A 26,672-nucleotide genomic window follows, 5' to 3' on the forward strand; every position below is an offset into this window, starting at 1 on the left:
GGAGGGGCGGATGCTGCGGCCGACGCTCGCGCGTCAGACGACGTAGATCTTGCGCAGCGTCTCGGTGACGGTCCAGGTCGTGCGCATCCCCTCGGCGAGGCGCACGACTGATCCCGGTCCCACCTCGAGGTCCGGCAGCCCGGAAGACGCGAACGCGATCGTGGCGCGGCCCGAGAGCACGACGAACACCTCATCGGCTTCGGTGTCGGTCGCCGTGCCCGGCGTCATCTCCCAGATGCCGATCTCCAGCCCGTTCAGCGTGGTCAGCTCGTGGGTGGCGGTCGTCGGGGTGCCGGAGACCACTTCCTCGGTGGGAAGCGGCTCATGGGCGAGGGTCAGCGTCGCGGCATCCAGCCCCACCCCGGCCGCGAGCCCGCTCACGAGTCGAAGCCCATGCCGACGGCGTCGAGCGTCTTGAGGAAGAGGTTGCGCTTGCCCTCGTTGTGGTCGGCCTGGTTCATCGCGGCGCGCACCAGGTTGACGCCGATCGAGGCCGCCGGCTCCGGCGGGAACGGGATCGGCTTCTCCCGCACCATGCGCAGCTCGGTCCGCTCGGTCACCTCGCCCGACAGCTTGTCGAGCATGACGTCGGCGGCGAATCGTGCCGCTCCGACACCGAGGCCGGTGAATCCGGTCGCGTAGGCGACCCGCCCGCGACGGGCCGTGCCGAAGAACGCGCAGAACCGGCTCGACGAGTCGATGGCGCCGGCCCAGCGGTGCGTGAAGCGCAGGCCCTCGAGCTGCGGGAACGTCGTGAAGAAGTGCGAGGCGAGCTTGCGGTGGCTCTCCATGCGGTCCTCGTACTCCGGACGCACCTTGCCGCCGTAGTGGTAGATCGCATCGTAGCCGCCGAACAGGACGCGGTTGTCGGCGGTGAGCCGGTAGTAGTGGAACTGGTTCGCACTGTCGGCCAGACCCTGACGGTTCGACCAGCCGATCGACGCCAGCTGCTCGGTCGAGAGCGGCTCCGTCATCAGCACGTAGTCGTACACGGGCACGGTCATCAGGCGGTTGCGCTTGAGGAGCGAGGGGAACACGTTCGTGCCGAGGGCCACGGCATCCGCCGTCACGCGTCCGTTCGCCGTCACCAGGGTGATCGGTCCCGATCCGTCGCCTTCGACGCGCTTCACCAGGCTGTGCTCGTAGATCTCGACGCCGAGCTCCGCGGCGACGCGCGCCAGCTCCATGCCGAGCTTGGCCGGATGCACGAGGGCGCAGCCCTCACGCTCCCAGGCGCCGGCGAGGAAGGTGGGGGAATGCACCTCGGCCTGCACGGCCTCCTGGTCGAGGAACCCGGGCTCCTCGCGATACCACTCGACCTGGTGCGGCTCGACGGCGACGGCCAGCTGCCCCGTGCGCTCGAAGTCGGCCTTCATGTCGTAGCGGGCGATCGTCTGCTCGATGGCGTCGAGGTTCTCGAGCCCCAGCTCCTCGAGACGGTCGATCTCCTCGGGCCAGCGGGTCAGTCCGTTCTCGTGCCCGTGCGTGAGGCTGGCCTCGCAGAATCCGCCGTTGCGGCCGGATGCCGCCCAGGCGATGCGCGACGCCTCGAGCAGCACGACGCGCCGCTCGGGGTCGCGCTCTTTGGCGCGCACGGCCGTCCACAGTCCGGTGTAGCCGCCGCCCACGATGACGAGGTCGGCCGTGACGTGTCCGGTGAGCGTCGGGTGCTCCGTGCGCGACACGTCGTCGAGCCAGAACACCCCGAGCTCGGTGTCGCGCAGCGAGGCCGCGACCGCGACGGGGGCGGGCAGGCGACGTTCGAAGACGGTGGTTCCCATGGTGTTCTCCGTGGCTTCCGTTGGGGGCGGGGTGCGCGTCAGCGCGTGCCCCAGTTGTAGAGGTCTTTGTAGAGGCCGGCGTAGAGCAGGCTCTCGGTGTGCGCGATGCCGGGGATCGTGCGGATGCGGGTCGCGATGAGGTCGATCAGGTGCTCGTCGTCTTCGCACACGGCCTCGACGAGGATGTCGAAGGTGCCGAGCGTGACGACGACGTACGCCAGTTCGCGGATCTTCGTGAGCTCCTCGGCGATCTCGCGCGGGTCGCCGGTGACGCGGATGCCGATCATCGACATGCGGTGGAAGCCCAGCTGCATCGGGTCGGTGACGGCGACGATCTGGATGATGCCCGCCTCGGTCATGCGCTGCACCCTCTGGCGGGCGGCGGCTTCGCTGAGTCCCACTTCGCGGCCGATCTCGGCGTAGGGGCGTCGGCCGTCCTCCTGGAGGAGTTCGACGATCCGCTTCGAGATGCCGTCGAGGGCCGGCTGCTTGGGCTTGGTGCTCATGGGTCGATATTGTCAGGCGGCATTCGTTCATGCAACTGATTCAGTCGTTTTAGGAGGAAAATACCTTTTGATTTCGTGGTGAAGGCACTACGCTGACGCCATGCCCAGTGATCTTCTGAAGAACGCCGCGCCGCTGCAGAACTTCATCGGCGGCCGCTACGTGCCCGCGAACGGCGCCGGGCGGATGCCGCTGCTCGACCCGGCGACCGAGGAGCCCTACGGCGAGATCCCGGTGTCGGACACCGGCGACGTGGATGCGGCCTATGCCGCGGCATCCGCTGCCTTCCCGCTCTGGCGCGACACGACGCCCGCCGACCGGCAGCTCGCCCTGTTCCGCATCGCGGACGAGATGCAGGCGCGGGCCGAGGAGTTCGCCGATCTCGAGTCGCAGGACACCGGCAAGCCGCGGGCGAGCCTCGTCGCCGACGAGATCCTGCAGTCGGTCGACCAGCTGCGCTTCTTCGCCGGGGCGGCACGCAGCCTCGAGGGGCGTGCGGCGGGGGAGTACCTCGCCGGGCACACCTCGTTCGTGCGCCGCGAGCCGGTCGGCGTGATCGGTCAGGTGACGCCGTGGAACTACCCTCTGAACATGGCGGTCTGGAAGATCGCGCCGGCGATCGCCGCCGGAAACACCGTCGTGCTGAAGCCCGCGGAGTCGACGCCGCTCACCACGCTGCTGCTGGCCGAGATCGTCGCGCAGCACACGCCCGCCGGCGTTCTCAACGTCGTGCTGGGCGACCGCGAGACCGGCGTCGCGCTGGTGGAGCATCCGACTCCGCAGATGGTCGCCATCACGGGATCGGTGCGGGCGGGAATGGCCGTGGCGCGCTCCGCCGCGAACGACGTCAAGCGCGTGCACCTCGAGCTCGGCGGCAAGGCTCCGGCGATCGTGTTCCCGGACGCGTCGATCGAGAAGGCGGCCGCGGGGATCGTGAATGCGGCGTTCTTCAACGCCGGTCAGGACTGCACCGCGGCGACCCGGGTGCTCGTGCATTCCTCGATCCACGACGAGCTCGTGGCGGCGCTCGTCGAGCGGACCCGCTCGGATGCCCGGACCGGTGGGCCGCAGGAGGAGGGCGTGCTGTACGGGCCGCTGAGCAGCGCGGCGCAGCTCGCGCAGGTGTCCGGATTCGTCGAGCGGCTGCCGGCGCACGCGACGATCGAGACCGGCGGCAGGCGGCAGGGTGAGCGCGGCTACTTCTTCGAGGCCACGATCGTGTCGGGGCTTCATCAGGACGACGAGGCCGTGCAGGGGGAGATCTTCGGCCCCGTGCTCACGGTGCAGGCGTTCGAGACGGAGGATGAGGCGCTCGCGATGGCGAATGACGTGCCGTTCGCGCTGGCGTCATCGGTCTGGACGACCGATCACGCGCGGGCGATGCGGTTCTCGCGGGACCTGGACTTCGGCTGCGTATGGATCAACACGCACATCCCGTTCGTGTCGGACATGCCGCACGGCGGGTTCAAGCACTCCGGGTACGGCAAGGACCTGTCGCAGTACGGATTCGACGACTACACGCGCATCAAGCACGTGATGACGGCGCTGGACTGAGGGCGAACCGGGGGGCCAGCAGAATACTGGTTCCTGCGGCGGTCGCCCACTATCGTGACCCTCACGAACACTGGGGGTTCACATGTCCACGCCGACCTACTTCCGTCACGGGCTTCGGAGGATGGCGGGGCGGGATGCTGCTGAGGCGCACCGTGCCGCGACCCCGCTGGAGCTGCTGTTCGATCTGACGTTCGTCGCCGCGTTCGGGGTCGCCGGCAACCAGCTCGCCTCGGCGATCGCGCACGGAGACATCGCGGCCGGCGTCGGCGGCTTCTGCTTCGCGATGGTCGCGATCGTGTGGGCGTGGATCAACTACTCGTGGTTCGCCTCGGCGTTCGACACGGATGACTGGCTGTTCCGCGTGCTGACGATGGTGCAGATGGCGGGTGTCGTGGTGCTCGCGATCGCGCTTCCTCAGGTGTTCGCCTCGCTGGAGCGCGGGCAACAGATCGCGAACGAGGTCATGGTCGCCGGCTATGTGGTGATGCGCGTCGCCGTGATCGCCCAGTGGTGGCGCGCGGCGCACGGAAACCCGAAGTATCGCTCCGTCGCCAAGACCTACGCGATGGTCATCGGCATCGCCCAGGTGGGCTGGGTCGTACTGATCTTCCTTCCGCTGGATCCGTTCGGGTTCCTGATCGGCGCACTCGTCGTCTCGACGATCGATTGGGCCAGCCCGATCATCGCGGAGACGAAGGGCTTCCGTCATGGCGGAGGCGCCACCCCGTGGCATCCGCACCACATCGCCGAGCGCTACGCGCTGCTTGCGATCATCGCCCTCGGTGAGACGGTGTTCGGCACGCTCGTCGCCGCGCAGGCGGTGACGGATGCCGAGGGCTGGTCGGTCTCGTCCATCGCGGTGATCGGTCTCGGGATCGTGATGGCGTTCGCGCTGTGGTGGGTGTACTTCATGGTGCCGAGCGCGCCGATCCTCGCGGTGCGTCGATCCAAGGCGCTCGTGTGGGGATACGGCCACATCGTGCTGTTCGCCGCGATCGCCGCGGTCGGCGCCGGCCTGCATGTGATCGGCTACGTCTACGACGAGCATTATCACGTGAGCACACTGACGGCGATCTCGTCGATCGCGATCCCGGTGCTCGCGTTCATGGTCACGCTGTATCTGCTGCACGCCTGGCTCGTCTCGGAGTTCCCGAAGAACTCGCCGCTGCAGATCTCCGTGATCGCGCTGCCGGTGGTCGCGATCATCGGCGCTGCGCTCGGCTGGCCGCTCTGGGCGTGCCTGCTGATCGTCGTCAGCTCGCCGATCCTGATCGTGCTGTCGTACGAGCTCGGCGCCTGGCGTGCGCTCGAGGCGCAGCTCGTCCGCGTGCTCGGGTCGGAGCGGGTGGTCGTGGGGTGACGTCAGGCGGGATCCGGGTCAGGTCACGTTCGTCGTGAGCCACGGCAGGGGGTCCACGGGGGTGCCGTTGATGTGCACCTCGAAGTGCAGGCAGGAGCCGAACACGTATCCGGTCGATCCGACGTCGCCGATGTACTGGCCTGCGTCGACGCAGTCGCCGACCTCGACAGCGCGACTCCCGTAGGACATGTGCGAGTAGACGGTGCTCACGGCCTGACCGTCGACGATGCTCTCGATCTGGATCGTCACGCCGTAGCCCTCGAAGCTCTCGGTCGACCGGGAGACGCAGCCCTTCATGGCCGCGTTGATCGGCGTGCCGATGGGTGCAGCGAAGTCCTGGCCGAGATGAGACCGCCCGGGTCGCGAGGCGCCGAAGCCATCGGTGAACGAGTACGTCCCATCGGCCATCGGCATCACGACGCGATCGGCGAGCGGGATCTCGATCGCGCTGCTGAGCGGCATGCCGGCGGCAACCGCGGCAGCGACAGCACGGGAGCGCGTCTCCTTGATCTCCTCGGGCGTCGTCGCGGCGAAAGCCCCGCGCGGAGCGATCTCCGCGCGGATCTCGTTCGTCGCCGCGTATGACTGAGAGTCGGCGTCTGCCGCGGACGAGACGGCCGCTGCGGCGCTGGCTGCGGCGGTCTGATGGCTCAGCGGGTTGAGCCCGGGAAATGCTGCTCCGGTGATCATCACGCCGATGGCGAGCGTGGCACCGAGCGCCTTGACCTTCGCCCAGTGGCGCTTCGTCCGGCGGGACTGAACCCGGGAGATCGGTGCGACCGGCAGCGTCGTCTTCGAGGTCGGCCGGGGTGTGATCGTCGGGGGTAGCTGGGGGGACGTCGGTACGGACATCGGTGCTGACATCGGTGCGTCAGGTGCTGACACAGGCGCGTCGACTGTGCGGGAACTCTGCGCACTCGCCGACGCGGCGCGCCGAAGATCACGGCGCAACAGCGGGCGCTGCGAGTCGGAGATGTCGGTGGCTGGTTCCGAGGCACCCTGAGCGGGCTCGGTTGGCAGGGAGTTCGTGACGGGTCCTTCCGGAGGCGGGTGTACTCGGCGGTCGATCCCCCGGATGCCACCGTTACCGATTCGTAATTTATGCGCTGGGCGGCGCTGGGTCAAATCGAGCGCGAGTCGCAGGGGCGGGCTCCCGTTGGCTGGCGCGGGTTCCTTCGGGCTGTTCCGGTCGCGAGATGACAGGAGTTTCCGCCTGTCTCAGGTGCGGTTTCGCGACGGGAGCGCGGGCGTGCACAGCGGTGCTCGAGTGGATCGGGTCGAAGTGACGAAAACGCCTCAGCCGGCGAGTACCTTGACCCGCCGGTGCTCCTTCAGTGTGAGATTCGGCCGCTCGTCCACCTTCGTGGCGCCGTCGAGCTCCCATCCGTGGCGTGCGTAGAAGGCATCGGCGCGGTCGTTGCCGTCGAGCACCCACAGGTAGGCGCGTGTGTGGCCGGCATCCATGATCCGCTCCGCTGCGGTCATGAGGAGCGCGTGGCCGACGCCGGTGGACCAGGCGTCGGGGTCGGCGTAGATGCCGTAGATCTCGCCGTCGGCAGTGCCGTCCTCGTCTCGCCCTGAGCCGAAGGACGCCCAGCCGAGGATCCGGTCATCGCGGACGGCGACCAGGATGCCGAGGCCGGTGGGCAGCGGTTCCGCGATGAACCTCCGCCAATTGGCGGCGCGATCCGGGATCGAGAGGGAGTCGAGCACGTCCTGATCGATGAGTCCGCGATAGGCGGTCTGCCAGGAGCGCACGTGGATGCGGGCGACATCGTCGGCGTCTTCGGCGCGGCCGTCGCGGACTTCGAGCGGGGCGGTCATCCGTCCACCCTAGTGAGGGCGCGGGAGTGTGAGCGAGCCGTCTTGGTGGGTGTTCTGTGGAGGGGAACTGGCTGTTGCGGGAGTACTGGAATATTGCCCTGAACTGGGAGATTTCGAGGTCTGAATGTCGGTGGCCCTCGGTTGAATGGGGGTATGAACAGCACCGCGGAGATCTTCGATCGGGTCGTCCTCGACGTCCGCGGAGTGCTGCGGGCGGATGCCGTTCGAGTGCTGTCGAATGCCGAGAAGATGGAGCTGCTTCGCGCGGCGGGCGACGTGCAGCGGGTGGTCGATGCGCTGGTCGTGGAGACCGTCGCATCGACCGATGCCGATTTCGCGCGGTCGTTCGGGTGCGCGTCGATGAACGAGCTGTTGCAGCGGGCGCTGCGCACGGACGCGGCAGGGGCCGGGCGGGTGGTGCGGGCGGCGAAGGCCGTGCACCGCGAGACCGAGTTCACGTCGGGAGCGCCGCTTCCGGCGCTGTGGCCGCAGATGCGGGAAGCGCTGCTCGACGGGGTCGTCGGGGTCGCGGGGCTCTTGGCGGCCACGGTGCCGGTGGAGCAGGCGGGGCGGCGCATCAGTCCCGAAGACCGGTTGCGGGCAGATGCCGAACTCGCGGCGTTCGCACGCGGGTTCGCTGCGAGTTCGGATGCGGATGCGGATGCGGAAGCCGATGCCGATGCGGATGCGGATGCGGATGCGGATGCGGATGCGGATGCGGATGCGGATGCGGACGATGCGGATGCGGACGATGCGGAAGCGGCGCCGCCGGCGACCCCGGAGGATCTGCGGCTTCTTGCGAAGGTGATCGTGACCTACCTCGACCCCGACGGCGCCGAACCCGCGGAGGACATCGCCCAGCGCGGACGCGGTGTGCTCCTCGGCCGGGCGAAGAACGGCCTCATCCCGCTCCGCGGCGACCTCCTCCCCGAAGTGGCAGGGCAGCTGCAACGCATCTGGGACGCCTACCTCAACCCCAAAGTCGACGGCCCACCCCTTCCGGGTGTGAGCTTCCGGCCCACTGACGACCTCGACGCCGACACGATCGAGACTCCAGAGGACCCGCACGCCGAGGGGGACACTCCGCCCGGTGGTGACTCCACTGGGATGGTCGACACCCGCACTCGGGCGCAGAAGCAGCACGATGCTCTCGCCGCCGCGCTCGGGATCGCCGCCCGCCACGACGAGATGCCCCGGCTCGGAGGTGCCGCCCCGACCGTCGTCGTGTCTGTCACCGCCCAGGACTATGCGACCGGCCGCGGATGGGCGCACATCGACGGGACAGACACCCCCACGACCATGGGCACCGCCCGGCACGCCGCGTGTGGAGGGAATATCCAACGGGTGCTGTTCGATCCCGAAGGTCGCATCATCGGCATCGGGACCACGGAGCGTATCTTCACCGTCCATCAACGCCGGGCGATCACCCTCCGTGACAAGGAATGCCTCATCCCCGGGTGCCATGTTCCGGCATCCTGGTGCGAGATCCACCACGTCACCGAACACGCCCGCGGCGGACCCACTCATACCGACAACGGGGTGACCCTCTGCTGGCACCACCACCGCACGCTCGACACGAGTGGGTGGGAGATCCGCATGCAGAACGGCATCCCGCAGATGCGGGGCCCGGCGTGGTGGGACCCCGAACAACGCTGGCGCACGCCCCGTCACCTGCTCCAGAGCATCCACAGGCGCGCCGGCTGACCGACTGCGCGTCACCTGTCGAGGAGGGTGATCCAAGGATGTCCGGGATGCGCGGTGGTCAACGCCGATCGAAGCCAGTGAATCGCGTCAGGATCGAGCCTCGAATCACCCATCGACGGGTGCAACCCGATGTGGCATAGTGGGCGGGACGCCGACCCAGGGATGACATGTCGAGACCACTCGCGGGACCGCAGAGCCTGCTTCGCACACTCAACGGCCGCGCGATCCTCGAGGCTCTGGCGCGCAGCGGTCCGCAGACCCGCGCCGAGCTGATGGCCACCACCGGACTCTCCCGCACGGCCGTGACCCAGGTGCTCCGCATGCTCGACGGGGCCGGCGCCGTCGCCGCTGCCGGCGTCGACCGCGACACCCGCGGACCCGCGGCCGGACGCGTCGGACTGCACCCGCGTCTCGGTTTCGCCGCCGCCGTGCACGTCGACCACCACGCCGCCCACGTCGTCCTCGTCGATGCGACCGGAGCCGTGCGGGCCGAGCAGCACGCCGCCTTCCTCAGCGGCGACCGCGTCGGGCGCATCGTCGAACTCATCGAGAGATGCCGCCGCGCCCTCAAGGGACCCGTGCACCTCGCGGTCGTCGGCGTCCCGGGCATCGTCACCCCCGAAGGAGGGATCCGCGACGACCTCGGACCCGACGGCGGAGCCTTCCGCAGCGCCCTCTCCGAGACGCTCGGCTGCCCGGTCCGCGTCGAGAACGACGTGAACCTCGCCGCCCTGGCCGAGCTCACGGCCGGGTCGGGAGGCGAACTCGCCAGCTTCGCGCTGCTCCACCTCGACGACGGCCTCGGCGCCGGCATCGTGCTCGACGGAGTCCTGCACCGCGGATTCTCCGGCGTCGCCGGCGAGGTCGCCTACCTCCCGCAGACCCCTCTGCCCATCGGCGCACCGATCGTGAACGACGCCGTCGTCGGAGATCTCGCGCTGGGCCTCGGGCTCGACGTCGACGCCACGCTCCTCGAACACCTCGAAGCCGCACAAGCCGGCGACGAGGTCGCACAGAAGCTCATCGCCGAGATCGGCAGGCGCATCGTGCTCGTCGCCGGCAGCGTCGGACTCGTCCTCGACCCCGAGGCCTTCATCCTCGGCGGCGACGCCGTGCACCCGATGCTCGTCGACGCCGTCGCACGCACCGCCGCCGAGTACGCGGCCCAGCTGCCGCTGCGCTTCCTGGTCTCCTCCTTTGGCCCGGAGGCGCCGCTCGTCGGGGCTGTGGGCGAAGCGGCATCCGCTCTCCGGGTCTCGCTCTTCACCGGCATCCTCACCCCATCCGCCAAGATCAGTCGCTGACCGACCCGACAGGACCAGCCGATGACCGTTCCGTCCGACCTCGCCGATCGACTCGGACTCGCCCCGGGCGCGCGGGCCATCATCCTCAACGCCGACGACTTCGGCATGTGCCATGCCGCCAACACCGCCATCGTCGACCTGCTCACCGCCGGCAGGATCGACTCGACGACCCTGATGGTGCCGTGCTCCTGGTCGCCGGAGGCGCTCGCGTTCGCGGCATCCCGCACCGATCTCGACATCGGCGTGCACCTCGTGCTGACCAGCGAATGGAGCCGCTACCGCTGGCGTCCGCTCACCGGAACATCGACGACCCTCGTCGACGCCGACGGATTCTTCCCCGCCGACACCGCAGTCGTCGAGCGGACCGCCGCGGATGCCGACGTCGCCGCGGAGATCGCCGCGCAGCTGCAGGCCGCGCTCGATGCGGGCGTCGACGTGACACACCTCGACAACCACATGGGCTCGGTCTACGGGCTCCTCACCGGCCGCGACTTCCTCCGTCCCGTGTTCGAGCTCGCCGCCCGGCACGGTCTCCCCTTCCGCCTTCCGCGCAGCATGGACGGCGTCGGAGCGGATGCCGCGCTGCAGGCGAAGCTCGACGAAGCCGCCGCGGGCGCCGATGCCGCGGGGGTCGAGATCGTCGACCGGCTGTGGAGCCACCCGTTCGAGCTCCTCGGCGAGGGCACGGACGGGGAAGAGACGTACGAGCAGGTGCGCGAAGGCTTCGTCGCGCTGCTGCGCGCCGTGCCGGCCGGGCTCACCGAGATCTACCTGCATCCGATGGTCGACGACGAGGAGCTGCGCGCGGCGGTCGACTACGGCGCCGCGAAGCGCGGCTACGAGCAGCGGCTGCTCAGCGATCCGGTGGTGCTGCAGGCGATCGAGGACGAAGCGCTCGTGCGGGTGGGCTGGCGCGACTTACGCGACCTGCAGCGGAGCCGTATCCGATGACGTCGCTGGGCGGACGGCTGCGCGAACGGCGGCTCGACGCCGCACCCACGCGAGCGCAGTCGATCGCCTTCGGGGCCTCCGGGTTCCCCACCCAGCTTATGGCGCAGACGTTCTCGGCGTTCGTCGTCTACTTCTACGTCTCGCATCTCGCGGTACCGGCAGGCGCGGTCGCCGTGGCGATGATCGCCCACGGCATCCTCAACGCGGTGCTGAACCCGGTCGTCGGAACGCTCTCCGACCGGCTGCGCACCCCGTGGGGTCGGCGCGTCCCGTGGATCGGTCTCGGCATCGTGCCCCTCGTCGTGGCCTTCGCCCTGGTGTGGATGCCGCCCGACCTCCCCGTCGCGGGGCTCATCGTCTGGTTCCTCGTCGTCGTCGCGGTCTACGACATCGCGTTCGTGGTGGTGGTGCTCAACATCTCCGCCCTGTTCCCCGAGATCTTCCGCACGACAGAGGAACGGTCCAGGGGGAACGTTCCGCGGCAGATCTTCGCGATCCTCGGCATGGTGCTCGGAACCGCCGGCGCCCCCGCCCTGTACGACGCGATCGGATGGCCGGGCATGGCCATCGTGCTCGGCGGCGTCTGCCTGGTGCTGCTCGTCTGGTCGTTCCTCGGCGGCATGATCGAGCGGCGCGCGCCCGACGTCGGCGAGGCTAGGGTCGCCGCCCCGATGCGCTGGCGCGACCAGCTGACCTACACGTTCCGCAACCGCGCGTTCGTCCCGTACGTCCTCGGGTCGCTGTTCGTGCAGACCGCGATCGCCGTGATCCTCGCCGCCATCCCCTTCTACGTGCGGTACTCGCTGGGCGCGGACGAGGGCGAGAGCAGCATCCTGCTCGGTGCGATCTTCGTCACCGCGATCCCCTCGATCCTGCTGTGGAGCGCGGTCGTGCGGCGCACCAGCCCGCGCACGGCCCTGCTGTGGAGCGTGGCCGTGTTCGGAATCGCCGTGCTCGGCTACGTCGCCCCGTCGAACGTGCTCGGCGCGGCCCTCGTCGGCGTGGCCGTCGGCGTCGGAGTCGGCGGGCTGCTGCAGCTGCTCGAGGTGATGCTCGCGCAGATCATCGATGCGGATGCCGTGCGCACCGGCCACCGCCGCGAAGGCGCCTACTTCGGGGTGAACGGCTTCGTGGTGCGCGGGGCGGTCGTGCTGCAGGCGGTGGTCGCGGCCTGGGTGCTGACGGCATCCGGATTCGACGCGGGTCTCGAGGATGCGCAACCGGAGTCCGTCGACGGCGGCATCCGGCTGATGCTCGCGGTGATCCCGCTCGGGTTCACCGCACTCGCCTGGCTCTGCTTCTGGCTCTACCCCATCCGTTCGCGCGACGTCTGAGCGGTCTGCCCGAGCGACGTTTCGTCTCGCTTCGCTCGCTCAACGCCCGGCAAGGCGCAGTCGGCGAGCGAAGCGAGCCGCTGCCCCCATGTACCTCCACAACAGGGGAGCTCGCGCAGTCACGCAAGCTGCGGGTGCGGGGATCGCGCCGAAGCGAGCATCGGGGAGGGGACCCGCTTGCGGGGAGGGGCGCCCCGCTCTGCGAGCGGCGGCGCGATCCCCTCACCCGCCCCGAGAAACCTAAGAAACCGACAACGGACTAAGAAGCCGAACGCCGAGCGTCCCAGCCCGTCCGCACCATCTCGTCCACCGAGTACCGCATCTTCCAGTCGAGGTCGCGCGCTGCGAGCTCTCCGGTGGCGACGATGCGGTCGGGGTCGCCGGGGCGACGCGGCCCGATCTCGGGGGTGAAGTCGATGCCGGTCACGCGGGCCACGGCATCCATGATCTGCTTCACGCTGAGGCCGTCGCCGGAGCCGAGGTTGTAGGCGGCTTCGATGGGCTCACCACCGGCCAGGCGCTTCGCCGCCTCGACGTGCGCGGCCGCGATGTCGCCGACGTGCACGTAGTCGCGCACGTTGGTGCCGTCTTCCGTGGCGTAGTCGTCGCCGAAGATCTTCGGGGTCTTCCCTGCGATCAGTGCTTCGAAGACGATCGGGAAGAGGTTGTGCGGGCTGACGTCGTAGACCGTCGGGTCGGCGGATCCGACGACATTGAAGTAGCGCAGCGACGTGTGGCGCAGCGGGTGCGCGGAATCGGCGGTCGCGATCGCCTGGTCGCGCAGCAGCCATTCGCCGATGAGCTTGGACTCCCCGTAGGGGCTGGCCGGCTTCTTCGCGGTGTCCTCTTCGACGAGGGCGACGTCAGGCGTGCCGAACACGGCGGCCGACGAGGAGAAGACGATGTTGGCGACGCCCGCGGCCTCCATGGCCTCGAGGATGATGCGCGTGCCCTCGACGTTCTGTGCGTACGTGTGCAGCGGGCGCTGCACCGAGACGCCGGCGTACTTGAAACCGGCGACGTGGATCACGCCGTCCGCATCATGATCGCGCAGCGCCTTCTCGACGAGGTCGCGATCGAGGATGCTGCCCTGCACGAAGGGCACGCCCTCCGGAACGAATGACGGGACTCCGCTGGACAGGTCGTCGAGGACGACGGGGGTCAGGCCGGCATCCGCGAGAGCGCGGACGACGTGGGATCCGATGTAGCCGGCGCCGCCGGTGACGATCCAGGACATGGCGTTCCTCTCCTGCCGCAGACTCATCGCGGCTCGATCACTCATTCTGTCAGGCGTCGCGGTGCGCGCCGGCGGACGGCGTGACCGTGAAGAGCACCGGGGCGGTGAAACCGGATGCCGCGAACGCCGCGGTGACGGCCTCCGATACGCCCGCCACGGCATCCCGTTCGATCAGGGCGATCGCCGCCCCGCCGAATCCTCCGCCGGTCATGCGCGCGCCGAGCGCGCCGGCCGCCAGCGCCGCGTCGACCGCCGTGTCCAGCTCCGGGACGGAGATCTCGAAGTCGTCGCGCATCGAGACGTGCGAGGCGACGAGCAGGTCGCCGATCGCGCGCGCGCCCTCTTCGCGGAGCACCCGTACGGTGTCGAGCACGCGCTGGTTCTCGGTGACGATGTGCCGCACGCGACGGAAGGTCACGTCGTCCAGCAGCTCCGCGGCACGGGGGAGGTCGTCGACCGACACGTCCCGGAGTGCCGGGACGCCCATGATCTCGGCGCCGAGCTCGCACGACGCGCGGCGCTCCCGGTAACCGCCTGTGGAGTGCGCGTGCTCGACGCGCGTGTCCATCACGAGGATCGCGAGCCCGGCTTCGGCGACACCGAGCGGCACGAGCTGCGCCTCCAGCGAGCGGCAGTCGAGGAAGATCGCGGCATCCGGCTCACCGAGCATCGAGGCCATCTGGTCCATGATCCCCGTCGGGGCGCCGACCGCCTCGTTCTCGGCGCGACGGCCGACGCGGGCGAGGGCGGTGCGGTCGAGCCCGGCCGCCCAGAGGTCGTTGAGGGCGGATGCCGTGGCACCCTCGATCGCGGCGGAGGACGAGAGCCCCGCGCCGACCGGCACGTCCGAGGCGATCGCGATGTCCATCCCGCGGAACGGATGGTCGGCGCCGTCCGTCGCGAGCGCCTGGCGGAGCGCCCACGCGACGCCGAGCGGGTAGGCGGCCCACTCCGGCACGGCGGGCTTCGCGCCGGAGGCAGTGGGGAACAGTCCGTCGAGGTCGTCGAGCGCGACCTCGACCGGCTCCGCCGCGAAGGTCGACGCGACCCGGATGCGGCCGCGGTCGTCATCGCGGAGGCCGACCGCGGCGACCGTACGGTGCGGGATCGCGAACGGGAGGACGAAGCCGTCGTTGTAGTCGGTGTGTTCGCCGATGAGGTTCACCCGTCCCGGCGCCGACCAGAGCCCGTCGGGCTCGCGGCCGGTCAGCTCGACGAACAGGGTGCGTGCGGCATCCTGCGTCTCGGTCTCGTGCGTCTCGGAAAGAGTCATGCGGACACCTCGCCATCCGTCGACGGGCTCAGGGACTCTTCGGTCGCTGCGCGTTCGATCGCCTCGCGGATGCGGGCGGCCCCCTGTTCAGGGGTGACCTCGGCGGCCCAGGCCCACATCGCGGCCTCGGACCCGGCGAGGAACTTCAGCTTGTCGGCGGCGCGGCGCGGGCTGGTGAGCTGCAGGTGCAGGCGCACGCTCTCTCGTCCGACGTTCACCGGCGCCTGGTGCCACGCGGCGATGTACGGCGTCGGGGAGTCGTAGAGCGCATCGACACCGGACAGCAGGCGCAGGTACAGCGGGGCGAGCTCGTCGCGCTCGGCATCCGTCGTCTCGGCGAAATCGGGCACGTGACGGTGCGGCATCAGGTGCACCTCCAGGGGCCAGCGCGCGGCGAACGGCACGAACGCCGTCCAGTGCTCCCCGCGGAAGACCACGCGCTCGGACGCCTGCTCGAATTCGAGGATGTGCTGGAACAGGTCGGGTGCGGTGCGGTCGATCGAATCCAGCAGGCGCGTGGTGCGCGGCGTCACGTAGGGGTAGGCGTAGATCTGGCCGTGCGGATGCGGGAGCGTCACGCCGATCGCCTCGCCCCGGTTCTCGAACGGGAAGATCTGCTCGATGCCGGGGAGCTTCGAGAGGGCGGCGGTGCGATCCGCCCAGGCCTCGATCACGGTGCGGGCGCGCGTCACGGACTGCGTGCCGAAGGACCCGGAGTGCTCGGGGCTGAAGCAGACGACCTCGCAGCGACCGACCGAGGTGCGGGTGCGGCCGAGGCCGAGGGCTTCGAGGTCGTCGAGGCCGCGCGGAGGGTTGGCGGCGGCGGGAGCCGTGCCGAGTGCCTCGGCCAGCGCGGGGCCGAACGCGGGGGAGCGGTTCTCGAACACGGCGACGTCGTAGAGGGACGGCACCTCGGACGGGTTGTCGGGCGTCTGCGGCGCGAGCGGGTCGGCCGAGGCGCTCGGCATCATGACCCGGTTCTGGCGGTTCGCGGCGACCGTGATCCAGTCGCCCGTGAGCACGTCGAGGCGCATCGTCGCGGTCTCGGGGCGAGGGTCGAGCGTGCGTGCGTCGACGGCGCGCTCGGCTCCGAGCGTCGTCTCCGGGTCGTCGTAGTAGATCAGGTCGCGGCCGTCGGCCAGGGTCGTGGCGCGCTTGACGACGCCGGCGCCGAGGGTCTCTGTGCGCAACTCCGCAAGATTATCCGTGTTCACGTAAACATGGTACGCACATCTCTGTGGTAACGTCAACATTCCTGAGTTATGCACGGAGGATGCCGGTGACCGCCCCCCACTCACGCTCACCTCGCCCGTCGTCCGGTCGCGTGTCGATGGCGATGGTCGCCTCCCGCGCCGGTGTCTCCGGGCAGACCGTGTCGCGGGTGGTCAACGACAGTCCCCGTGTCGACCCGGACACCAGGGCCCGCGTGGAACAGGCGATGTCCGAACTCGGCTACCGCCCGCACCGCGCCGCCCGCGCGCTGCGCACCGGCCGGTCGCAGACGATCGGCCTCGTGGTCACGACCCTCGCCACGGTCGGAAACTCCCGGATGCTGCAGGCCACGGCCGAAGCAGCGGCGGAGCGCGGCTACGCCCTCATGGTCGCGACGGCGGCCGACGGGGTCGCCTCCGCCTTCGAGCGTCTGGCCGAGCAGGAGGTCGACGGGGCCATCGTGCTCAACGAGGCGTCCGCTCAGGTCTCCGCGGACGAGCACCCTGCGGGACTGCGCCTCGTCATGGTCGACGCGCCGACGGATGCCGGGTTCACGGCCGTGCACAGCGACCACCATGGCGGAGCGGCCGCCGCGACCGCGCATCTGCTCGAGCTCGGACACGGCACCGTGCATCACCTCGCCGGCCCTGCCGACTCGTACGCCGCGGCCGAGCGCGAGCGCGGATGGCGCGAGACGCTCTCCGCCGCCGGGATCGATGCGCCCGAGATCGTCCGTGGTGACTGGACCGCCGACGCCGGGTTCAGCGCCGGTGCTGCCCTGGCTGCGGCATCCGCCGTGTTCTGCGCCAACGACCAGATGGCGCTCGGTCTGCTGCGCGCGCTCGCCGAGTCGGGCCGGCGCGTGCCGGAGGACGTCAGCGTGATCGGCTTCGACGACGTACCGGATGCCGCGAACTACCGCCCGCCGCTGACCACGATCCGCCAGGACTTCACGGCCCTCGCTCAGCGCACCGTCGGTGCCCTGGTCGCAGAGATCGAGGGCGAGGATGCCGAGGGGGAGGATGCCGGGGGAGCGGCGGCATCCGTCGTGCCGACACTGCTCGTCGCGCGCGCCAGTACGGCCGCGCGCTGACACGCGCCGGATTCAAGCGCGCGGACTCGCACGCGCGAGGCTCACCCGCGCGAGGTCGCGGCGGTGAGGACGACCACGATCCCGGCGGCTCCGACCACGCTCAACCCCAACGAGACGGCGAAGACCAGGCCTCCTCCGGGCAGCCGCGCACGGAGGCCCTGTGCCCGGAGCGCCTCGGACGTGCGTCGGCCTCGGCGCCGCGAGAGCGTCCACAGGACTGTCGAGAGCAGCACGCCGACCACGCCGGCGACGACCCAGCGGGCATCGTCGAAGACCGCGGGGAGCAGGCGCAGCGCCACGATCGACGTGACGGCGAACGCCAGACCGGTGCGCCGCCACGCGAGTTCCGAACGCTCGGGCTGCAGGCCCCGATCGAACGGCGGCGCCGTCACCGCAGGACCATCGACAGGAGCACCAGCGCTCCCGCGACCGCGACGACGGCCGCGAGCAGCGCGCTCAGGGCCGAGCCGGGCAGCGCCGTATCCTCGCGCAGCGCCCGTTCGGTGCGGCACCATCCGAGCCATGCCAGGGCGGGGATGACCGTGCCGGCGGTGACGAGCACGAGCGACGCGGCGAGCCGCAGCCCCGGGTGGAGATCGAGCCCGAGGAGCTCCAGTGCGACGCCACCGGCGATCAGGGCGAGACCGGTGCGGACCCAGGCGAGGAAGGTGCGCTCGTTCGCGAGGGTGAACCTCGCGTCCGCCTCGTGACCGTATCGGTAGACGGATGCCGGGAATCGGTTGCTCGTGCTCATCTGCGTGCTGTCTTCATCTGCGTGCTGTCCTCATCTGCTGACGGTCCGGAAGCCCGCGTTGCCCATCGAGGAGTCGGGCGTGTTGTGCGAGCGGGCGGAGTTCCGGTACCGGTTGCAGTAGGAGTCGTGGCACAGGTAGCTGCCGCCGCGCAGGACGCGCTCGGTACCGTGAACCGGGCCAGTCGGCGATGTGGTGGTGGCCTCCGTGTAGGCGCTCGCCGAGTACCAGTCCCGGCACCACTCCCAGACGTTCCCCACGGCCTGGTGCAGTCCGTAGCCGTTGGGGGCGAACGCATCGGCGGGTGCCGTGGTCAGGTGTCCGTCCTCCATCGTGTTCTCGGTCGGGAAGCGCCCCTGCCAGATGTTCGCCCGCCAGCCGCCGTCGTCGACGCCCTCGTCGCCCCAGGGGTATCGGGCGCCGTCGAGCCCGCCGCGCGCGGCGTACTCCCATTCGGCTTCGCTCGGCAGCCGGCGTCCGGCCCAGTCGGCGTAGGCTGCCGCGTCGTTCCAGTTCACGTGAACGACAGGATGGTCCCCGAGGCCGTCGTCCACGGCATCCGAGAGTCGCCCGCCGGGATGGCGCCAGTCGGCACCGCGGACGCCGATCCACCACGGCGTCATCGCCGCAGGGCCCATGATGTCGCTCTCGCGTGCGGCGACCGCGAGATGGAAGACCGCGGAGTATCCGAAGGTCTCCGCTTCGGTGCGGTACCCGGTGTCTGCCACGAAGCGTGCGAAGTCGTCGTTCGTCACGGTCGTGGCATCGATCGAGAACCCGTTGAGGGCCACCGGATGCCGTGGCTCCTCGCCGTCGCCCCGGTTGGCGTCACCGGTCGAGTCGCCCATGACGAAGCGTCCGGCGGGGATGATCGCCTGCGGTACGGAGTGTCGTCCCGCGCCGCCGGCGAGCGGAAGGGCAGGGGAAGGGGAGGAGGCGGGCGCGCAGCCGATCGTCAGCAGAGCGCTCCGGGTCGGCGTTCCGCATGTGCAGGAAGGTCCGCAGGTACTCTCATCCGTTGTGACGGCCACGATCAGCGGCCGCCGGTATCCGGCGCAGGTTTCGTCAGAGCGAGGGGCAGGCGGTTCGCCAGAGCCTCGGAGCCGGCGGCGACGATCTCGGAGATCGCGACGATCTCGGCGGGATCGATGTTCGACTCTCCGCTGCGGCACGACCGCACGACCGATTCGAGGAGACCGGTCAGCATGTCCTCCTCCGACTCGATCGCGAACCCGATCTCGCCGGTCGCCGTCCGTGCCCGCCCGTGGGTCCACGGATCCCACTCGGCGGGACCGCTGAGCGTCGCGTTCCGCCCGTCGGGCCAGACCAGACGCACGCCGGTGCCTCGGGGCTCGACGAGCGCGCACCCCGGCCCGAAGAGCGCCACAGCGAGGTCGACGAGGTGCACGCCGTACCAGGAGAGACCCGGATGCCCTGGCTGCACGACCAGGGGCCCGCGGAGTTCGATCGACTCGATCTCGGCGGCCGGCAGCGCGAGGAACTCGGGCGTGAATCGCTTCGGGGAGCCGCTGAGCACCAGGCATCCGGAGTCTGCGGCGAGCTGCAGCATGTGCCTGGCCTCCTGCGCGTCGACCGCGAACCTGGTGTCGACATACACGGGCTTGCCCGAGGGGGCGATGCGGGCGAACTGCTCGCGCCGCGTGCGCACGTCGGAGGACACCAGCAGCAGGGCGTCGGATGCCTCGGCCACGGCCTCCGGTGAATCCCGCAGCAGCACACCGGCTTCGGAGAGAGCCCTCGCGTTCTCGTCGTTGCGGTCGCGACTGGGCGGGAAGTCCGCCGAGGTCGGTGCTTTCCAGGCCGTCGCCACGACTCCGCCGAGCACGCGTCCGGAGCGGCCGTCGCCGAACAGGCGCGTGAACTGCCGCGCGTGCGAGGAGTCGACGCCGATCAGGCCGAAGCGGATCGGCTGCGGACTCGTCATCCCTTGATCCCGCTCGCCGTGATGCTCTCGACGATGTGGCGCTGCAGGAAGATGAAGATCAGGAAGCAGGGGACGAAGCTGATCAGCGCCGCCGCCATGATGTTCGACGTCGAGACCGTCTCGGTGTTGAGCGTCGCGAGCCCCACCGTGAGCGTCCGCGCCTCGTCGGACTGGCCGACGACGAGCGGCCAGAGCAGGTCGTTCCAGTGCCAGAGGAAGACGAAGATCGCGAGGGTCGCGAGCACCGGCTTGATCAGCGGCAGGACGATCGAGACGAACGTGCGCCACTCGCCGGCGCCATCGATGCGGGCGGCGTCGAAGAGCTCGTCCGGCATGTCCATCACGAACTGCCGGATCAGGAAGACGGCCTGCGCGTTCGCGAGCGTCGGCAGGATCAGGCCCCACAGGGTGTTCACGCCTCCCGCTCCGGCGACGAGGATGAACGTCGGGATCAGCGTCGCCTGCATCGGGACCATGAGGGTCGCGATGATCGACCACAGCAGGGCGTTGCGCCCCGGGAACCGCTTGCGGGCGAGGGCATACGCGGCCATCGCCGCGGTGAAGAGCACGATGACGACCGACACCACCGAGTAGACGACCGAGTTCCACACCCAGAGCGGGAACTCGCCGACCCGGAAGATCCGGATGATGTTGTCGAAGGTGAGCGCCTCGGGGATCGCATGCGGGATCGTCGGTGCGTCGGCGGGCGACAGCGCGAGGATCACGACCGCGATCAGCGGGGCGACGGTGAACAGCGAGATCAGGATGAGCGCGACCAGCGTCCAGGTCTGGCCCGTGCTGCGGCGTCGACGCGGGCGCTTCGTGCCCGGTGCGGGCGAGGACGGACGGATGCTGTCCGCGGCTGCGGCGGGAGTCATGGCGGTCGAGGTCATGACCGCTCCTTCCTTTCGAAGAATCCCCGCTGGATGAGGGAGAGGATGAGAACGATGACGAACAGCACGATGCCGACCGCCGCCGCGTATCCGAAGTCGAAGAACTTGAACCCCTGGTCGTAGAGGAAGTAGATGAGGCTGTAGCTCGCGCGGGCGGGGCCGCCGCCGGTCATCACGTAGATCGTGTCGAACACCTGGAATCCGACGATCGTCTCGATCACGAGGACGAAGAACAGCACCGGCTTGAGCAGGGGAAGAGTGATGTGCCAGAACGACTTCCACGGCCCCGCTCCGTCGATGGTCGCCGCCTCGTGAACTTCGGCGGGCTGCGCCTTGAGGCCCGCGAGGAAGATGAGCATGGAGTACCCGAAGCCCTTCCAGACGGCGACGAGCGCGAGGCTCGCCAGCACGAGCCACTGGTCTCCGGTGAGGAACGGCACCGGCTCCAGTCCGACCGAGGTGATCACGGTGTTCAGCGGGCCGTCGGAGGCGAAGATCCATTTCCAGACGATGCCGGCGAGGACGAAGGAGCTCAGGTAGGGCACGAACAGCAGGGCGCGGAACAGCCCGCTCAGTCGCAGCAGTCGGTTCAGCAGCACGGCCCCGGCGAGCGAGACGACGATGATCAGCGGCACGAAGAACACGACGTAGAGCAGCGTGACCCACAGGCTCTGCCAGAAGTGCGGATCAGCGAACAGCCGGGTGTAGTTGTCGACGCCGAGGAACTCGATGTCGCCGTTGAGCCGGTACCGGGTCAGACTCATCGCCCCGGCTCCGGCGATCGGCAGGAACTTGAACAGGGCGAAGATCGCGAGGGTCGGCAGGACGAACAGGATGCCGGCCAGCGCCTCGCGGCGGCGAGCGGTGCGGCCCGCAGCGGCACGGGTGCCGGTGGTGCGGCGCGATGCGGTGGTGACGGACATGGCGTCCTCTCGGGTGGGTGCGGGGGCCGGAGCCCCCGCACGGGGTCAGCGGGACGGGGTCAGGAGCGGTCGAGGACGGCCTGCGCCTCTTCGGCGGCCTTCTCGAGTGCATCCTTGGCCGAGAGGTCGCCGCGCAGCGCCGACTGGATGTACGGCGCGAGGACGGCCATCACCTGGCGGGCGGCCGGGTTCGGCTCGCCGGGGTTCGCGACCTTCAGCGCTGCTTCGTACGCCGCTCTGTCGGCCTCGGGGCCGGCGATCTCGACGTCGGTCCGAGACGGGAAGTTGCCCGCCGCGGCATTGAGGTCGGTCTGGAAGTCCTTCGAGGTCAGGAAGGTGAGCACGGACGACGCGGCCGCCCTGTTCTCGCTCTTGTTGATCGACGTGAGGGACAGCAGGCCGGGGTTGCCGTACGTGGCCTGCGTCTCGCCCTCCAGGGGCGGGCCCACCACGACGTTCTCCTCGCCGAGCGCGGCGCGCATCTGCGCGAGCTCCGACGGCTGCGTGGTGGGGCGGATGCCGACGGTGCCGGCCGCGAGGGGCGAGCCCTCGATGCCGACCGACTGGGTGGCGGCATCCGCGGGGAGGCCGCCTTCCTTCTGCAGGTCGACGAGGAACTCGAGCGCCTCGACGCCTTCCTTCGAGTCGAACGCGATCTCGGTCCCGTCGTCGGAGAACACGGTGCCGCCCGCCTGCCAGAGGAACGGGTAGAAGCTGAGGTTCAGCGTCTGCTCCGGCGTGCCGAGGTAGTCCATCGCGGCGATGCCGCTGTCGGCGAGGACGGGGGCCGCGTCGCGGATCTCGTCCCAGGTCGTCGGCAGCTCGAGGCCGGCGTCATCGAAGACCGTCTTGTTGTAGGCGGTCGTGAAGACGTTCTGGAACAGCGGGACGCCGTACAGCTCGTCCTCGAAGGTCGCGGCCTCCAACGTCGCAGGGAAGAACGCGTCGCGCTCGTCCTCGATGGCGTCGTCGACGGGGAGCAGGCCGCCCACGTTGAGGTAGGTCGCCGCCTGATCGGGGGTGATCAGGACGATGTCCGGGCCGGAGTTCGCGGCGAGCGCGGCGGAGATCTGCTCGTCGCGCTTGTCGAAGGTCTGCAGCTCGATCGTGAGGTCGACGTCGGGGAACTCCTTCTCGTAGTCCGCCTCGGCGGCCTCCCAGAAGTCCTTGCTGGCGGCCTCGTCACGGATCACGGGGTACATCCAGAGGGTGACTTCCCCCTTCGGTGCTCCGTCGTCGCCGGCATCGGTGTCGGCGGCCGGAGCGGAGCAGGCGGTGAGGGCGAGCGCGGCGACGGCGGTCACGGCCGTCGCTCGGGCGATGCGGTGCTTCATTGCAGTGATCTCTCTCTCTCGGGTGGGGGTCAGGTGCGAGCGCCGATCGACGCCGCGGAGTGCGTGCGCGCGATCTGCTCGAGGGTGGTCAGGGCGAGGGCATGGCGGGGGGATGCCGGGCGGGACAGAAGAGGGTCCTCGGTGTCCTGCATCCACGTCCACAGGGCGTCGGCGAACGCGGCGATCCGTTCGCTCCAGGCGGGGTCGTCGATGAGGTTGACGAGCTCGTCGGGGTCGGTGGCGAGATCGTAGAACTCCATGACAGCGCTCGTCCCGATCGTCGGGCCCGTCAGATCGACGGGGATGCTGCGGTGCATCCACGACTGGGTCGGGTCCATGGCGCGCGGCGCATTGGAAAGGTTGAGGATGAGCTTCGCGTCGGCGGAGCGCACGGAGCGCTTCGGGTCGAAGTAGGTGTGATAGCTCAGCTGCCCGTAGGTGAACGTGCGGGCGGGAGCATCCTGCTCGACCAGGTTCACCAGGCTCGTCCCGGCGATGTCGTCGGAGGGAGCGGATGCAGTGAGCTCCAGGAGCGTGGGCACGACGTCGACGTGACTCACCAGCCCGGTGATGCGCCGCGCCCGCCAGGCGGATCGGCCGGGAACGCGCAGGAAGAGGGCGACGCCGACCCCCGCGTCGTAGAGCGTGCACTTCGCCCGGGGGAGGGCCAGACCGTGGTCGGTCGTGAAGACCACGATCGTGTCGTCTGCGAGGCCCAGGCGATCCAGCTCGGAGAGGATCGCGCCGACGCCCTCGTCCATGTGGCGGACGGCACCCTGAAGCTCGGCGATCTCCTCGTGGGCGTCGGCGGTGTCGCTCAGATACGCCGGGATCGAGACCCCGTTCGCGGAGTCCGGTTCGACGCGATCTCCGAGGAAGCCCATGATCCCTGCCCTGTCGCGGTCGGAGGGACTGCGGTGCGGCTCGTGGAATCCCACCTGGAGATAGAACGGCCGATCGGATGCCGCGGCGCGCTGCAGCGCCTCGGTGGCGCGCTCGACGACGACGTCGCGGTCGCCTCCCGTGCGCACCCGGTCGAAGCCGAGTCTTGCGGCGAGCTCCTTGTCGGGGAGTGCGCGGGATTCGTGATGCACGCCGATCAGCTCCGTGCGGTAGCCGGTGCGGTGGAGCCGATGCGCGATGTGCGTGGTCGGATCGACGAGGTCCCAGCCGAAGGGCTCGTGCGTGAGGCCGAGCACGCCGTGACGCTGCGGGTAGGAGCCGGTGAAGAGCGATGCCCGTGCCGGACTGCAGTGCGGGGAGGTGGCGAACGCCGCGTCGAACACCGTCGACTCCGCAGCGAGCGCGTCGAGGTACGGGGTCGTCACGGTGGTCACGCCGTAGGCCCCGAGGAAGCGGCCGAGATCGTGGCAATGCAGGAGCAGGATGTGGCGCGCCATGGTCAGCCCATCCGCTCGAGTGCGTCGGCGGTCACCCGGTGCTGCAGGTCCTCGTGCGCGAGGAAGCGGGAGATCTCGTCGATCACGATCCGTCCGGCCCGCGCACGCGACTCCGCGGTCGCTCCGGAGACATGACCGGTGAGCAGGGCGTTGGGCAGCGAGCGCCAGCGATCGTCGTCCGGGAGCGGTTCGGTCGCGAACACGTCGAGGGCGGCGTCGAGTCGGCCGGAGGCGACTTCCTCGAAGAGAGCGTCCATGTCGACGAGGGACGCGCGCGCCGTGTTCACGAGCGCCGCGCCGTCCGGCATCGCCGCGAGCTCGCGGCGTCCGATCATCCCCGCAGTCTCCGTTGTGGCGGGGGCGTGGATCGCGACGACGTCGCTGGACGACAGGACCTCGTCGAGTCCGCCCGCGCGCGCGGAAAGCGGGTCGCCGGCCGGCAGGTACGGGTCGAAGATCCGCACGTCGGCGCCGAGCGCCGTGCACATCCTGATGTACTCGCGGCCGGTGCGCGACGCCCCGATCACGGCGATCCGGCATCCGCTGATCTCCCTGGCGCGCGCGATCTCGCGGGCGGCATCCCACGAGGTGCCGCCGCGCAGGGCGTGGTCCATGCGGTGCACGCGGCGCAGGAGCGAGAGCGTCAGGGTGAGCGACATCTCGGCGACGGCCGGCGACATCGCGGCCCCGGCCTGGGTGAGGGGGATGCCGGAGGCCCAGAAGTCGTCGCTCACGAGGCCGCGTACGGAAGAGGCCGCGTTCACGACGAGACGCAGCCGCGGCATCCGGGCGAGCATGTCGGCGTCGAGTCGGGGGAAGCCCCAGGCGACGACCGCGATCTCGGCGAGAGCGATGGCCTCGGAGCTCCGTGCGTCTTCCGGCTCGACGATGTCGAGGTCGGCCGCGTGGAGCGAGAGGTCCTCGAGGGCACCTGCGGGGAAGAACGCCGCACGCTCGGCGGCGCCGATGCTCAACAGCAGGCTCGTCGCACGGCGCTGCGGGTGCGGGTCCGTCCGGACATCATCGTTCGACATGCCAGGAGTCAATCAGCCGCGATTCGTTTTGTCAATGACAAAAATAATAGAATGGGAGCATCGGTTGAGCGATGAGGAGCGGCGATGGTGCACGGGATCATGGACGTCGGGCTGCTGGCGCGCGTGGGGAGCAAGGCTCTCATCCGCGAGATCAACGAAGCCCTCGTGCTGGATGTGGTCCGCCGCAGCGGCACGACCTCGCGCGCCGAGATCACGAGCGTCACCGGCCTCAGTCCCGCGACCGTGACCGGGATCACCAGCCAACTCGTCGGCGACGGGCTGCTGATCGAGAGTGAGATGCTGCGGGGGACCGGAGGACGCCCCGCCCGGCTCATCGAGCTCGGGCGCGATGCGGTGGTCGCGGCGGGCGTCCGCCTTTCGCCCGATGCCGTCGAGGTCGCCCTGGTTGATCTGCGTGGTGACGTCGTCTCGACGCGGACGATCCCGTTGACCGCGACCGATCCGGAGTCCGCCGCCGATGCGGTGGTCGCGGTCGTGGATGCCGCCGCGGCCGAGCATCCGGGATCCGCGCTCCGCGGGATCAGCATCGCGCTGTCCGGAATCGTGGACCGTGCGCGCGGGATCGTCCGCCACAGCGGCGCGCTCGGCTGGCAGGACGTGCCGTTCGCGCGGATCGTCGCGGATCGCAGCGGCGGGCGCGTGGTGATCGACAGCCTGGTGAACAGCTTCACCGCGGGGCTCGTCCTCCTCGACGCCGATCTCGCGGAGCGCGACGTGATCGTCGTCAGCGTAGGGGTGAGCCTCGGGGCGTCGATGCTGGTCCACGGGCGCATCCACCGCGGGTTCGGGGGATCTGCCGGCGGCTTCGCGCACTCCTCGCTCGGCGATCGTGTCGGCGGTCGGCCCTGTCACTGCGGCGGCTCCGGGTGCCTGGAGACCTGGAGCAGTGTCTGGGGCATGCAGCGCGAATCGGAGCGGCGCGGGGGCCCGGCCGACCTCGCCGTGGAGGCGGCGCAGGACGTGCTGGCCGAAGGCGGCCGCCAGCTCGGCATCGCGCTCGCCAACGCCGGGAAGATGTTCGGCCCCGAGCGCATCGTCCTGGTGCTCTCGCCCGAGGTGCGGGTCCACGCCTTCCAGGAGAGCTGCGAACGTGCGCTCGTCGGCGAGTACGTCTACGGCGACGGCACCGCTCCCGGGCTCGTGACCGTGGCGGCCGACAGTGACGTCTTCGCGCGAGGTGCCGGATACGACATGATCACCGAGCTCTTCACGACGGATCGCGCCGACCCTCGCTGAGGC

General features: G+C 70.0%; 25 protein-coding genes. 8 read left to right on the forward strand and 17 right to left on the reverse strand.

Going from position 1 to position 26,672, the window contains the following annotated elements:
- Positions 1–33 precede the first annotated feature (33 nt).
- Genes ABD648_RS15700 through ABD648_RS15710 form a run of 3 tightly spaced genes read right to left on the reverse strand, consistent with a single transcriptional unit; the run spans position 34 to position 2,287 of the window.
- Positions 34–381, reverse strand: a complete 348-nt coding sequence (locus tag ABD648_RS15700) for a cupin domain-containing protein (RefSeq protein ID WP_282215895.1) — start codon at positions 379–381, stop codon at positions 34–36.
- Positions 378–1,781: an NAD(P)/FAD-dependent oxidoreductase gene (locus ABD648_RS15705; protein WP_282215896.1), complete on the reverse strand. Its 1,404-nt coding sequence runs from the start codon at positions 1,779–1,781 to the stop codon at positions 378–380. The genes ABD648_RS15700 and ABD648_RS15705 overlap by 4 nt, the downstream gene beginning before the upstream one ends.
- Positions 1,782–1,819: 38 nt before the next feature.
- Complete coding sequence (locus ABD648_RS15710; protein ID WP_282215897.1) at positions 1,820–2,287, reverse strand: Lrp/AsnC family transcriptional regulator; 468 nt, start codon at positions 2,285–2,287, stop codon at positions 1,820–1,822.
- Between the two features lie 100 nt (positions 2,288–2,387).
- Here ABD648_RS15710 and ABD648_RS15715 point away from each other — a divergent pair, with 100 nt between their 5' ends.
- Both ABD648_RS15715 and ABD648_RS15720 read left to right on the forward strand, forming a co-directional pair.
- Entirely contained in the window at positions 2,388–3,839 is a 1,452-nt protein-coding gene (locus ABD648_RS15715; RefSeq protein ID WP_282215898.1) for a gamma-aminobutyraldehyde dehydrogenase, read from the forward strand.
- 82 nt (positions 3,840–3,921) lie between these two features.
- The gene (locus tag ABD648_RS15720; RefSeq protein WP_282215899.1) at positions 3,922–5,199 is read left to right on the forward strand and encodes a low temperature requirement protein A; all 1,278 of its coding nucleotides are present in this window, start codon (positions 3,922–3,924) and stop codon (positions 5,197–5,199) included.
- An 18-nt stretch (positions 5,200–5,217) separates the two neighbouring features.
- Here the strand turns inward: ABD648_RS15720 and ABD648_RS15725 are convergent, their stop codons facing one another.
- Together ABD648_RS15725 and ABD648_RS15730 are read right to left on the reverse strand one after the other, a co-directional pair.
- Positions 5,218–6,051, reverse strand: a complete 834-nt coding sequence (locus ABD648_RS15725) for a M23 family metallopeptidase (RefSeq protein ID WP_282215900.1) — start codon at positions 6,049–6,051, stop codon at positions 5,218–5,220.
- A gap of 444 nt (positions 6,052–6,495) precedes the next feature.
- Positions 6,496–7,023, reverse strand: coding sequence for a GNAT family N-acetyltransferase (locus tag ABD648_RS15730; RefSeq protein WP_282215901.1), 528 nt, complete (start codon positions 7,021–7,023; stop codon positions 6,496–6,498).
- A 153-nt stretch (positions 7,024–7,176) separates the two neighbouring features.
- Here ABD648_RS15730 and ABD648_RS15735 point away from each other — a divergent pair, with 153 nt between their 5' ends.
- The 4 genes from ABD648_RS15735 to ABD648_RS15750 all read left to right on the forward strand — a co-directional run bounded on the left by ABD648_RS15735 (position 7,177) and on the right by ABD648_RS15750 (position 12,316).
- On the forward strand, positions 7,177–8,727 hold the full coding sequence (locus ABD648_RS15735; protein WP_282215902.1) for an HNH endonuclease signature motif containing protein: 1,551 nt from the start codon (positions 7,177–7,179) through the stop codon (positions 8,725–8,727).
- Positions 8,728–8,894: 167 nt separating this feature from the next.
- Positions 8,895–10,031, forward strand: coding sequence for an ROK family protein (locus ABD648_RS15740; RefSeq protein WP_282215903.1), 1,137 nt, complete (start codon positions 8,895–8,897; stop codon positions 10,029–10,031).
- Positions 10,032–10,052: 21 nt separating this feature from the next.
- Positions 10,053–10,982 carry a polysaccharide deacetylase family protein gene (locus ABD648_RS15745; protein WP_282215904.1) on the forward strand — a complete coding sequence of 310 codons (930 nt, stop codon included), beginning with the start codon at positions 10,053–10,055 and terminating at the stop codon, positions 10,980–10,982.
- Positions 10,979–12,316 carry an MFS transporter gene (locus tag ABD648_RS15750; protein ID WP_282215905.1) on the forward strand — a complete coding sequence of 446 codons (1,338 nt, stop codon included), beginning with the start codon at positions 10,979–10,981 and terminating at the stop codon, positions 12,314–12,316. Before ABD648_RS15745 ends, ABD648_RS15750 begins: the two co-directional genes overlap by 4 nt.
- A 259-nt stretch (positions 12,317–12,575) precedes the next feature.
- On the opposite strand, the gene galE is transcribed toward ABD648_RS15750, so the two are convergent.
- Genes galE through galT form a run of 3 tightly spaced genes read right to left on the reverse strand, consistent with a single transcriptional unit; the run spans position 12,576 to position 16,040 of the window.
- Positions 12,576–13,553, reverse strand: a complete 978-nt coding sequence (gene galE / locus ABD648_RS15755) for a UDP-glucose 4-epimerase GalE (protein ID WP_282215906.1) — start codon at positions 13,551–13,553, stop codon at positions 12,576–12,578.
- 49 nt (positions 13,554–13,602) lie between these two features.
- Entirely contained in the window at positions 13,603–14,826 is a 1,224-nt protein-coding gene (galK, locus tag ABD648_RS15760; RefSeq protein WP_282215907.1) for a galactokinase, read from the reverse strand.
- A complete protein-coding gene (gene galT / locus ABD648_RS15765) occupies positions 14,823–16,040 on the reverse strand; it encodes a galactose-1-phosphate uridylyltransferase (RefSeq protein WP_282215908.1) in 1,218 nt (405 codons plus the stop codon). The genes galK and galT overlap by 4 nt, the downstream gene beginning before the upstream one ends.
- Before the next feature lie 59 nt (positions 16,041–16,099).
- Between galT and ABD648_RS15770 the strand changes: the two genes are divergently transcribed.
- The gene (locus ABD648_RS15770) at positions 16,100–17,131 is read left to right on the forward strand and encodes a LacI family DNA-binding transcriptional regulator (protein ID WP_425561714.1); all 1,032 of its coding nucleotides are present in this window, start codon (positions 16,100–16,102) and stop codon (positions 17,129–17,131) included.
- A gap of 41 nt (positions 17,132–17,172) precedes the next feature.
- On the opposite strand, the gene ABD648_RS15775 is transcribed toward ABD648_RS15770, so the two are convergent.
- Genes ABD648_RS15775 through ABD648_RS15815 form a run of 9 tightly spaced genes read right to left on the reverse strand, consistent with a single transcriptional unit; the run spans position 17,173 to position 25,412 of the window.
- Positions 17,173–17,523, reverse strand: a complete 351-nt coding sequence (locus tag ABD648_RS15775; RefSeq protein WP_282215909.1) for a DUF202 domain-containing protein — start codon at positions 17,521–17,523, stop codon at positions 17,173–17,175.
- Positions 17,520–17,885 carry a YidH family protein gene (locus ABD648_RS15780; protein ID WP_282215910.1) on the reverse strand — a complete coding sequence of 122 codons (366 nt, stop codon included), beginning with the start codon at positions 17,883–17,885 and terminating at the stop codon, positions 17,520–17,522. Before ABD648_RS15780 ends, ABD648_RS15775 begins: the two co-directional genes overlap by 4 nt.
- Before the next feature lie 30 nt (positions 17,886–17,915).
- Entirely contained in the window at positions 17,916–18,914 is a 999-nt protein-coding gene (locus ABD648_RS15785; RefSeq protein WP_486348113.1) for a formylglycine-generating enzyme family protein, read from the reverse strand.
- A gap of 2 nt (positions 18,915–18,916) precedes the next feature.
- Complete coding sequence (locus ABD648_RS15790; protein WP_282215911.1) at positions 18,917–19,828, reverse strand: Gfo/Idh/MocA family oxidoreductase; 912 nt, start codon at positions 19,826–19,828, stop codon at positions 18,917–18,919.
- Positions 19,825–20,721, reverse strand: a complete 897-nt coding sequence (locus ABD648_RS15795; RefSeq protein ID WP_282215912.1) for a carbohydrate ABC transporter permease — start codon at positions 20,719–20,721, stop codon at positions 19,825–19,827. The genes ABD648_RS15790 and ABD648_RS15795 overlap by 4 nt, the downstream gene beginning before the upstream one ends.
- On the reverse strand, positions 20,718–21,644 hold the full coding sequence (locus tag ABD648_RS15800; RefSeq protein WP_282215913.1) for a carbohydrate ABC transporter permease: 927 nt from the start codon (positions 21,642–21,644) through the stop codon (positions 20,718–20,720). The genes ABD648_RS15795 and ABD648_RS15800 overlap by 4 nt, the downstream gene beginning before the upstream one ends.
- A gap of 59 nt (positions 21,645–21,703) precedes the next feature.
- On the reverse strand, positions 21,704–22,978 hold the full coding sequence (locus ABD648_RS15805; RefSeq protein WP_282215914.1) for an extracellular solute-binding protein: 1,275 nt from the start codon (positions 22,976–22,978) through the stop codon (positions 21,704–21,706).
- Between the two features lie 29 nt (positions 22,979–23,007).
- Positions 23,008–24,378, reverse strand: a complete 1,371-nt coding sequence (locus ABD648_RS15810; RefSeq protein WP_282215915.1) for a sulfatase family protein — start codon at positions 24,376–24,378, stop codon at positions 23,008–23,010.
- Between the two features lie 2 nt (positions 24,379–24,380).
- A complete protein-coding gene (locus tag ABD648_RS15815) occupies positions 24,381–25,412 on the reverse strand; it encodes a hydroxyacid dehydrogenase (protein WP_282215916.1) in 1,032 nt (343 codons plus the stop codon).
- A gap of 84 nt (positions 25,413–25,496) precedes the next feature.
- On the opposite strand from ABD648_RS15815, the gene ABD648_RS15820 reads away from it, so the two are divergent.
- A complete protein-coding gene (locus tag ABD648_RS15820) occupies positions 25,497–26,669 on the forward strand; it encodes an ROK family transcriptional regulator (protein WP_282215917.1) in 1,173 nt (390 codons plus the stop codon).
- Positions 26,670–26,672: the final 3 nt, after the last annotated feature.

The organism is Microbacterium luteolum, assembly GCF_039533965.1.
In the GTDB taxonomy this organism is placed as follows: Bacteria; Actinomycetota; Actinomycetes; order Actinomycetales; family Microbacteriaceae; genus Microbacterium; species Microbacterium luteolum.

Excerpts from the sequence above, each read along its gene's own strand:
- ABD648_RS15705 (WP_282215896.1), bottom strand. The coding sequence starts at position 1,781 with ATGGGAACCACCGTCTTCGAACGTCGCCTGCCCGCCCCCGTCGCGGTC.
- ABD648_RS15710 (WP_282215897.1), bottom strand. The coding sequence starts at position 2,287 with ATGAGCACCAAGCCCAAGCAGCCGGCCCTCGACGGCATCTCGAAGCGG.
- ABD648_RS15715 (WP_282215898.1), top strand. The coding sequence starts at position 2,388 with ATGCCCAGTGATCTTCTGAAGAACGCCGCGCCGCTGCAGAACTTCATC.
- ABD648_RS15720 (WP_282215899.1), top strand. The coding sequence starts at position 3,922 with ATGTCCACGCCGACCTACTTCCGTCACGGGCTTCGGAGGATGGCGGGG.
- ABD648_RS15725 (WP_282215900.1), bottom strand. The coding sequence starts at position 6,051 with ATGTCCGTACCGACGTCCCCCCAGCTACCCCCGACGATCACACCCCGG.
- ABD648_RS15730 (WP_282215901.1), bottom strand. The coding sequence starts at position 7,023 with ATGACCGCCCCGCTCGAAGTCCGCGACGGCCGCGCCGAAGACGCCGAC.
- ABD648_RS15735 (WP_282215902.1), top strand. The coding sequence starts at position 7,177 with ATGAACAGCACCGCGGAGATCTTCGATCGGGTCGTCCTCGACGTCCGC.
- ABD648_RS15740 (WP_282215903.1), top strand. The coding sequence starts at position 8,895 with ATGTCGAGACCACTCGCGGGACCGCAGAGCCTGCTTCGCACACTCAAC.
- ABD648_RS15745 (WP_282215904.1), top strand. The coding sequence starts at position 10,053 with ATGACCGTTCCGTCCGACCTCGCCGATCGACTCGGACTCGCCCCGGGC.
- ABD648_RS15750 (WP_282215905.1), top strand. The coding sequence starts at position 10,979 with ATGACGTCGCTGGGCGGACGGCTGCGCGAACGGCGGCTCGACGCCGCA.
- galE (WP_282215906.1), bottom strand. The coding sequence starts at position 13,553 with ATGTCCTGGATCGTCACCGGCGGCGCCGGCTACATCGGATCCCACGTC.
- galK (WP_282215907.1), bottom strand. The coding sequence starts at position 14,826 with ATGACTCTTTCCGAGACGCACGAGACCGAGACGCAGGATGCCGCACGC.
- ABD648_RS15770 (WP_425561714.1), top strand. The coding sequence starts at position 16,100 with ATGCCGGTGACCGCCCCCCACTCACGCTCACCTCGCCCGTCGTCCGGT.
- ABD648_RS15780 (WP_282215910.1), bottom strand. The coding sequence starts at position 17,885 with ATGAGCACGAGCAACCGATTCCCGGCATCCGTCTACCGATACGGTCAC.
- ABD648_RS15790 (WP_282215911.1), bottom strand. The coding sequence starts at position 19,828 with ATGACGAGTCCGCAGCCGATCCGCTTCGGCCTGATCGGCGTCGACTCC.
- ABD648_RS15795 (WP_282215912.1), bottom strand. The coding sequence starts at position 20,721 with ATGACCTCGACCGCCATGACTCCCGCCGCAGCCGCGGACAGCATCCGT.
- ABD648_RS15800 (WP_282215913.1), bottom strand. The coding sequence starts at position 21,644 with ATGTCCGTCACCACCGCATCGCGCCGCACCACCGGCACCCGTGCCGCT.
- ABD648_RS15805 (WP_282215914.1), bottom strand. The coding sequence starts at position 22,978 with ATGAAGCACCGCATCGCCCGAGCGACGGCCGTGACCGCCGTCGCCGCG.
- ABD648_RS15810 (WP_282215915.1), bottom strand. The coding sequence starts at position 24,378 with ATGGCGCGCCACATCCTGCTCCTGCATTGCCACGATCTCGGCCGCTTC.
- ABD648_RS15815 (WP_282215916.1), bottom strand. The coding sequence starts at position 25,412 with ATGTCGAACGATGATGTCCGGACGGACCCGCACCCGCAGCGCCGTGCG.
- ABD648_RS15820 (WP_282215917.1), top strand. The coding sequence starts at position 25,497 with ATGGTGCACGGGATCATGGACGTCGGGCTGCTGGCGCGCGTGGGGAGC.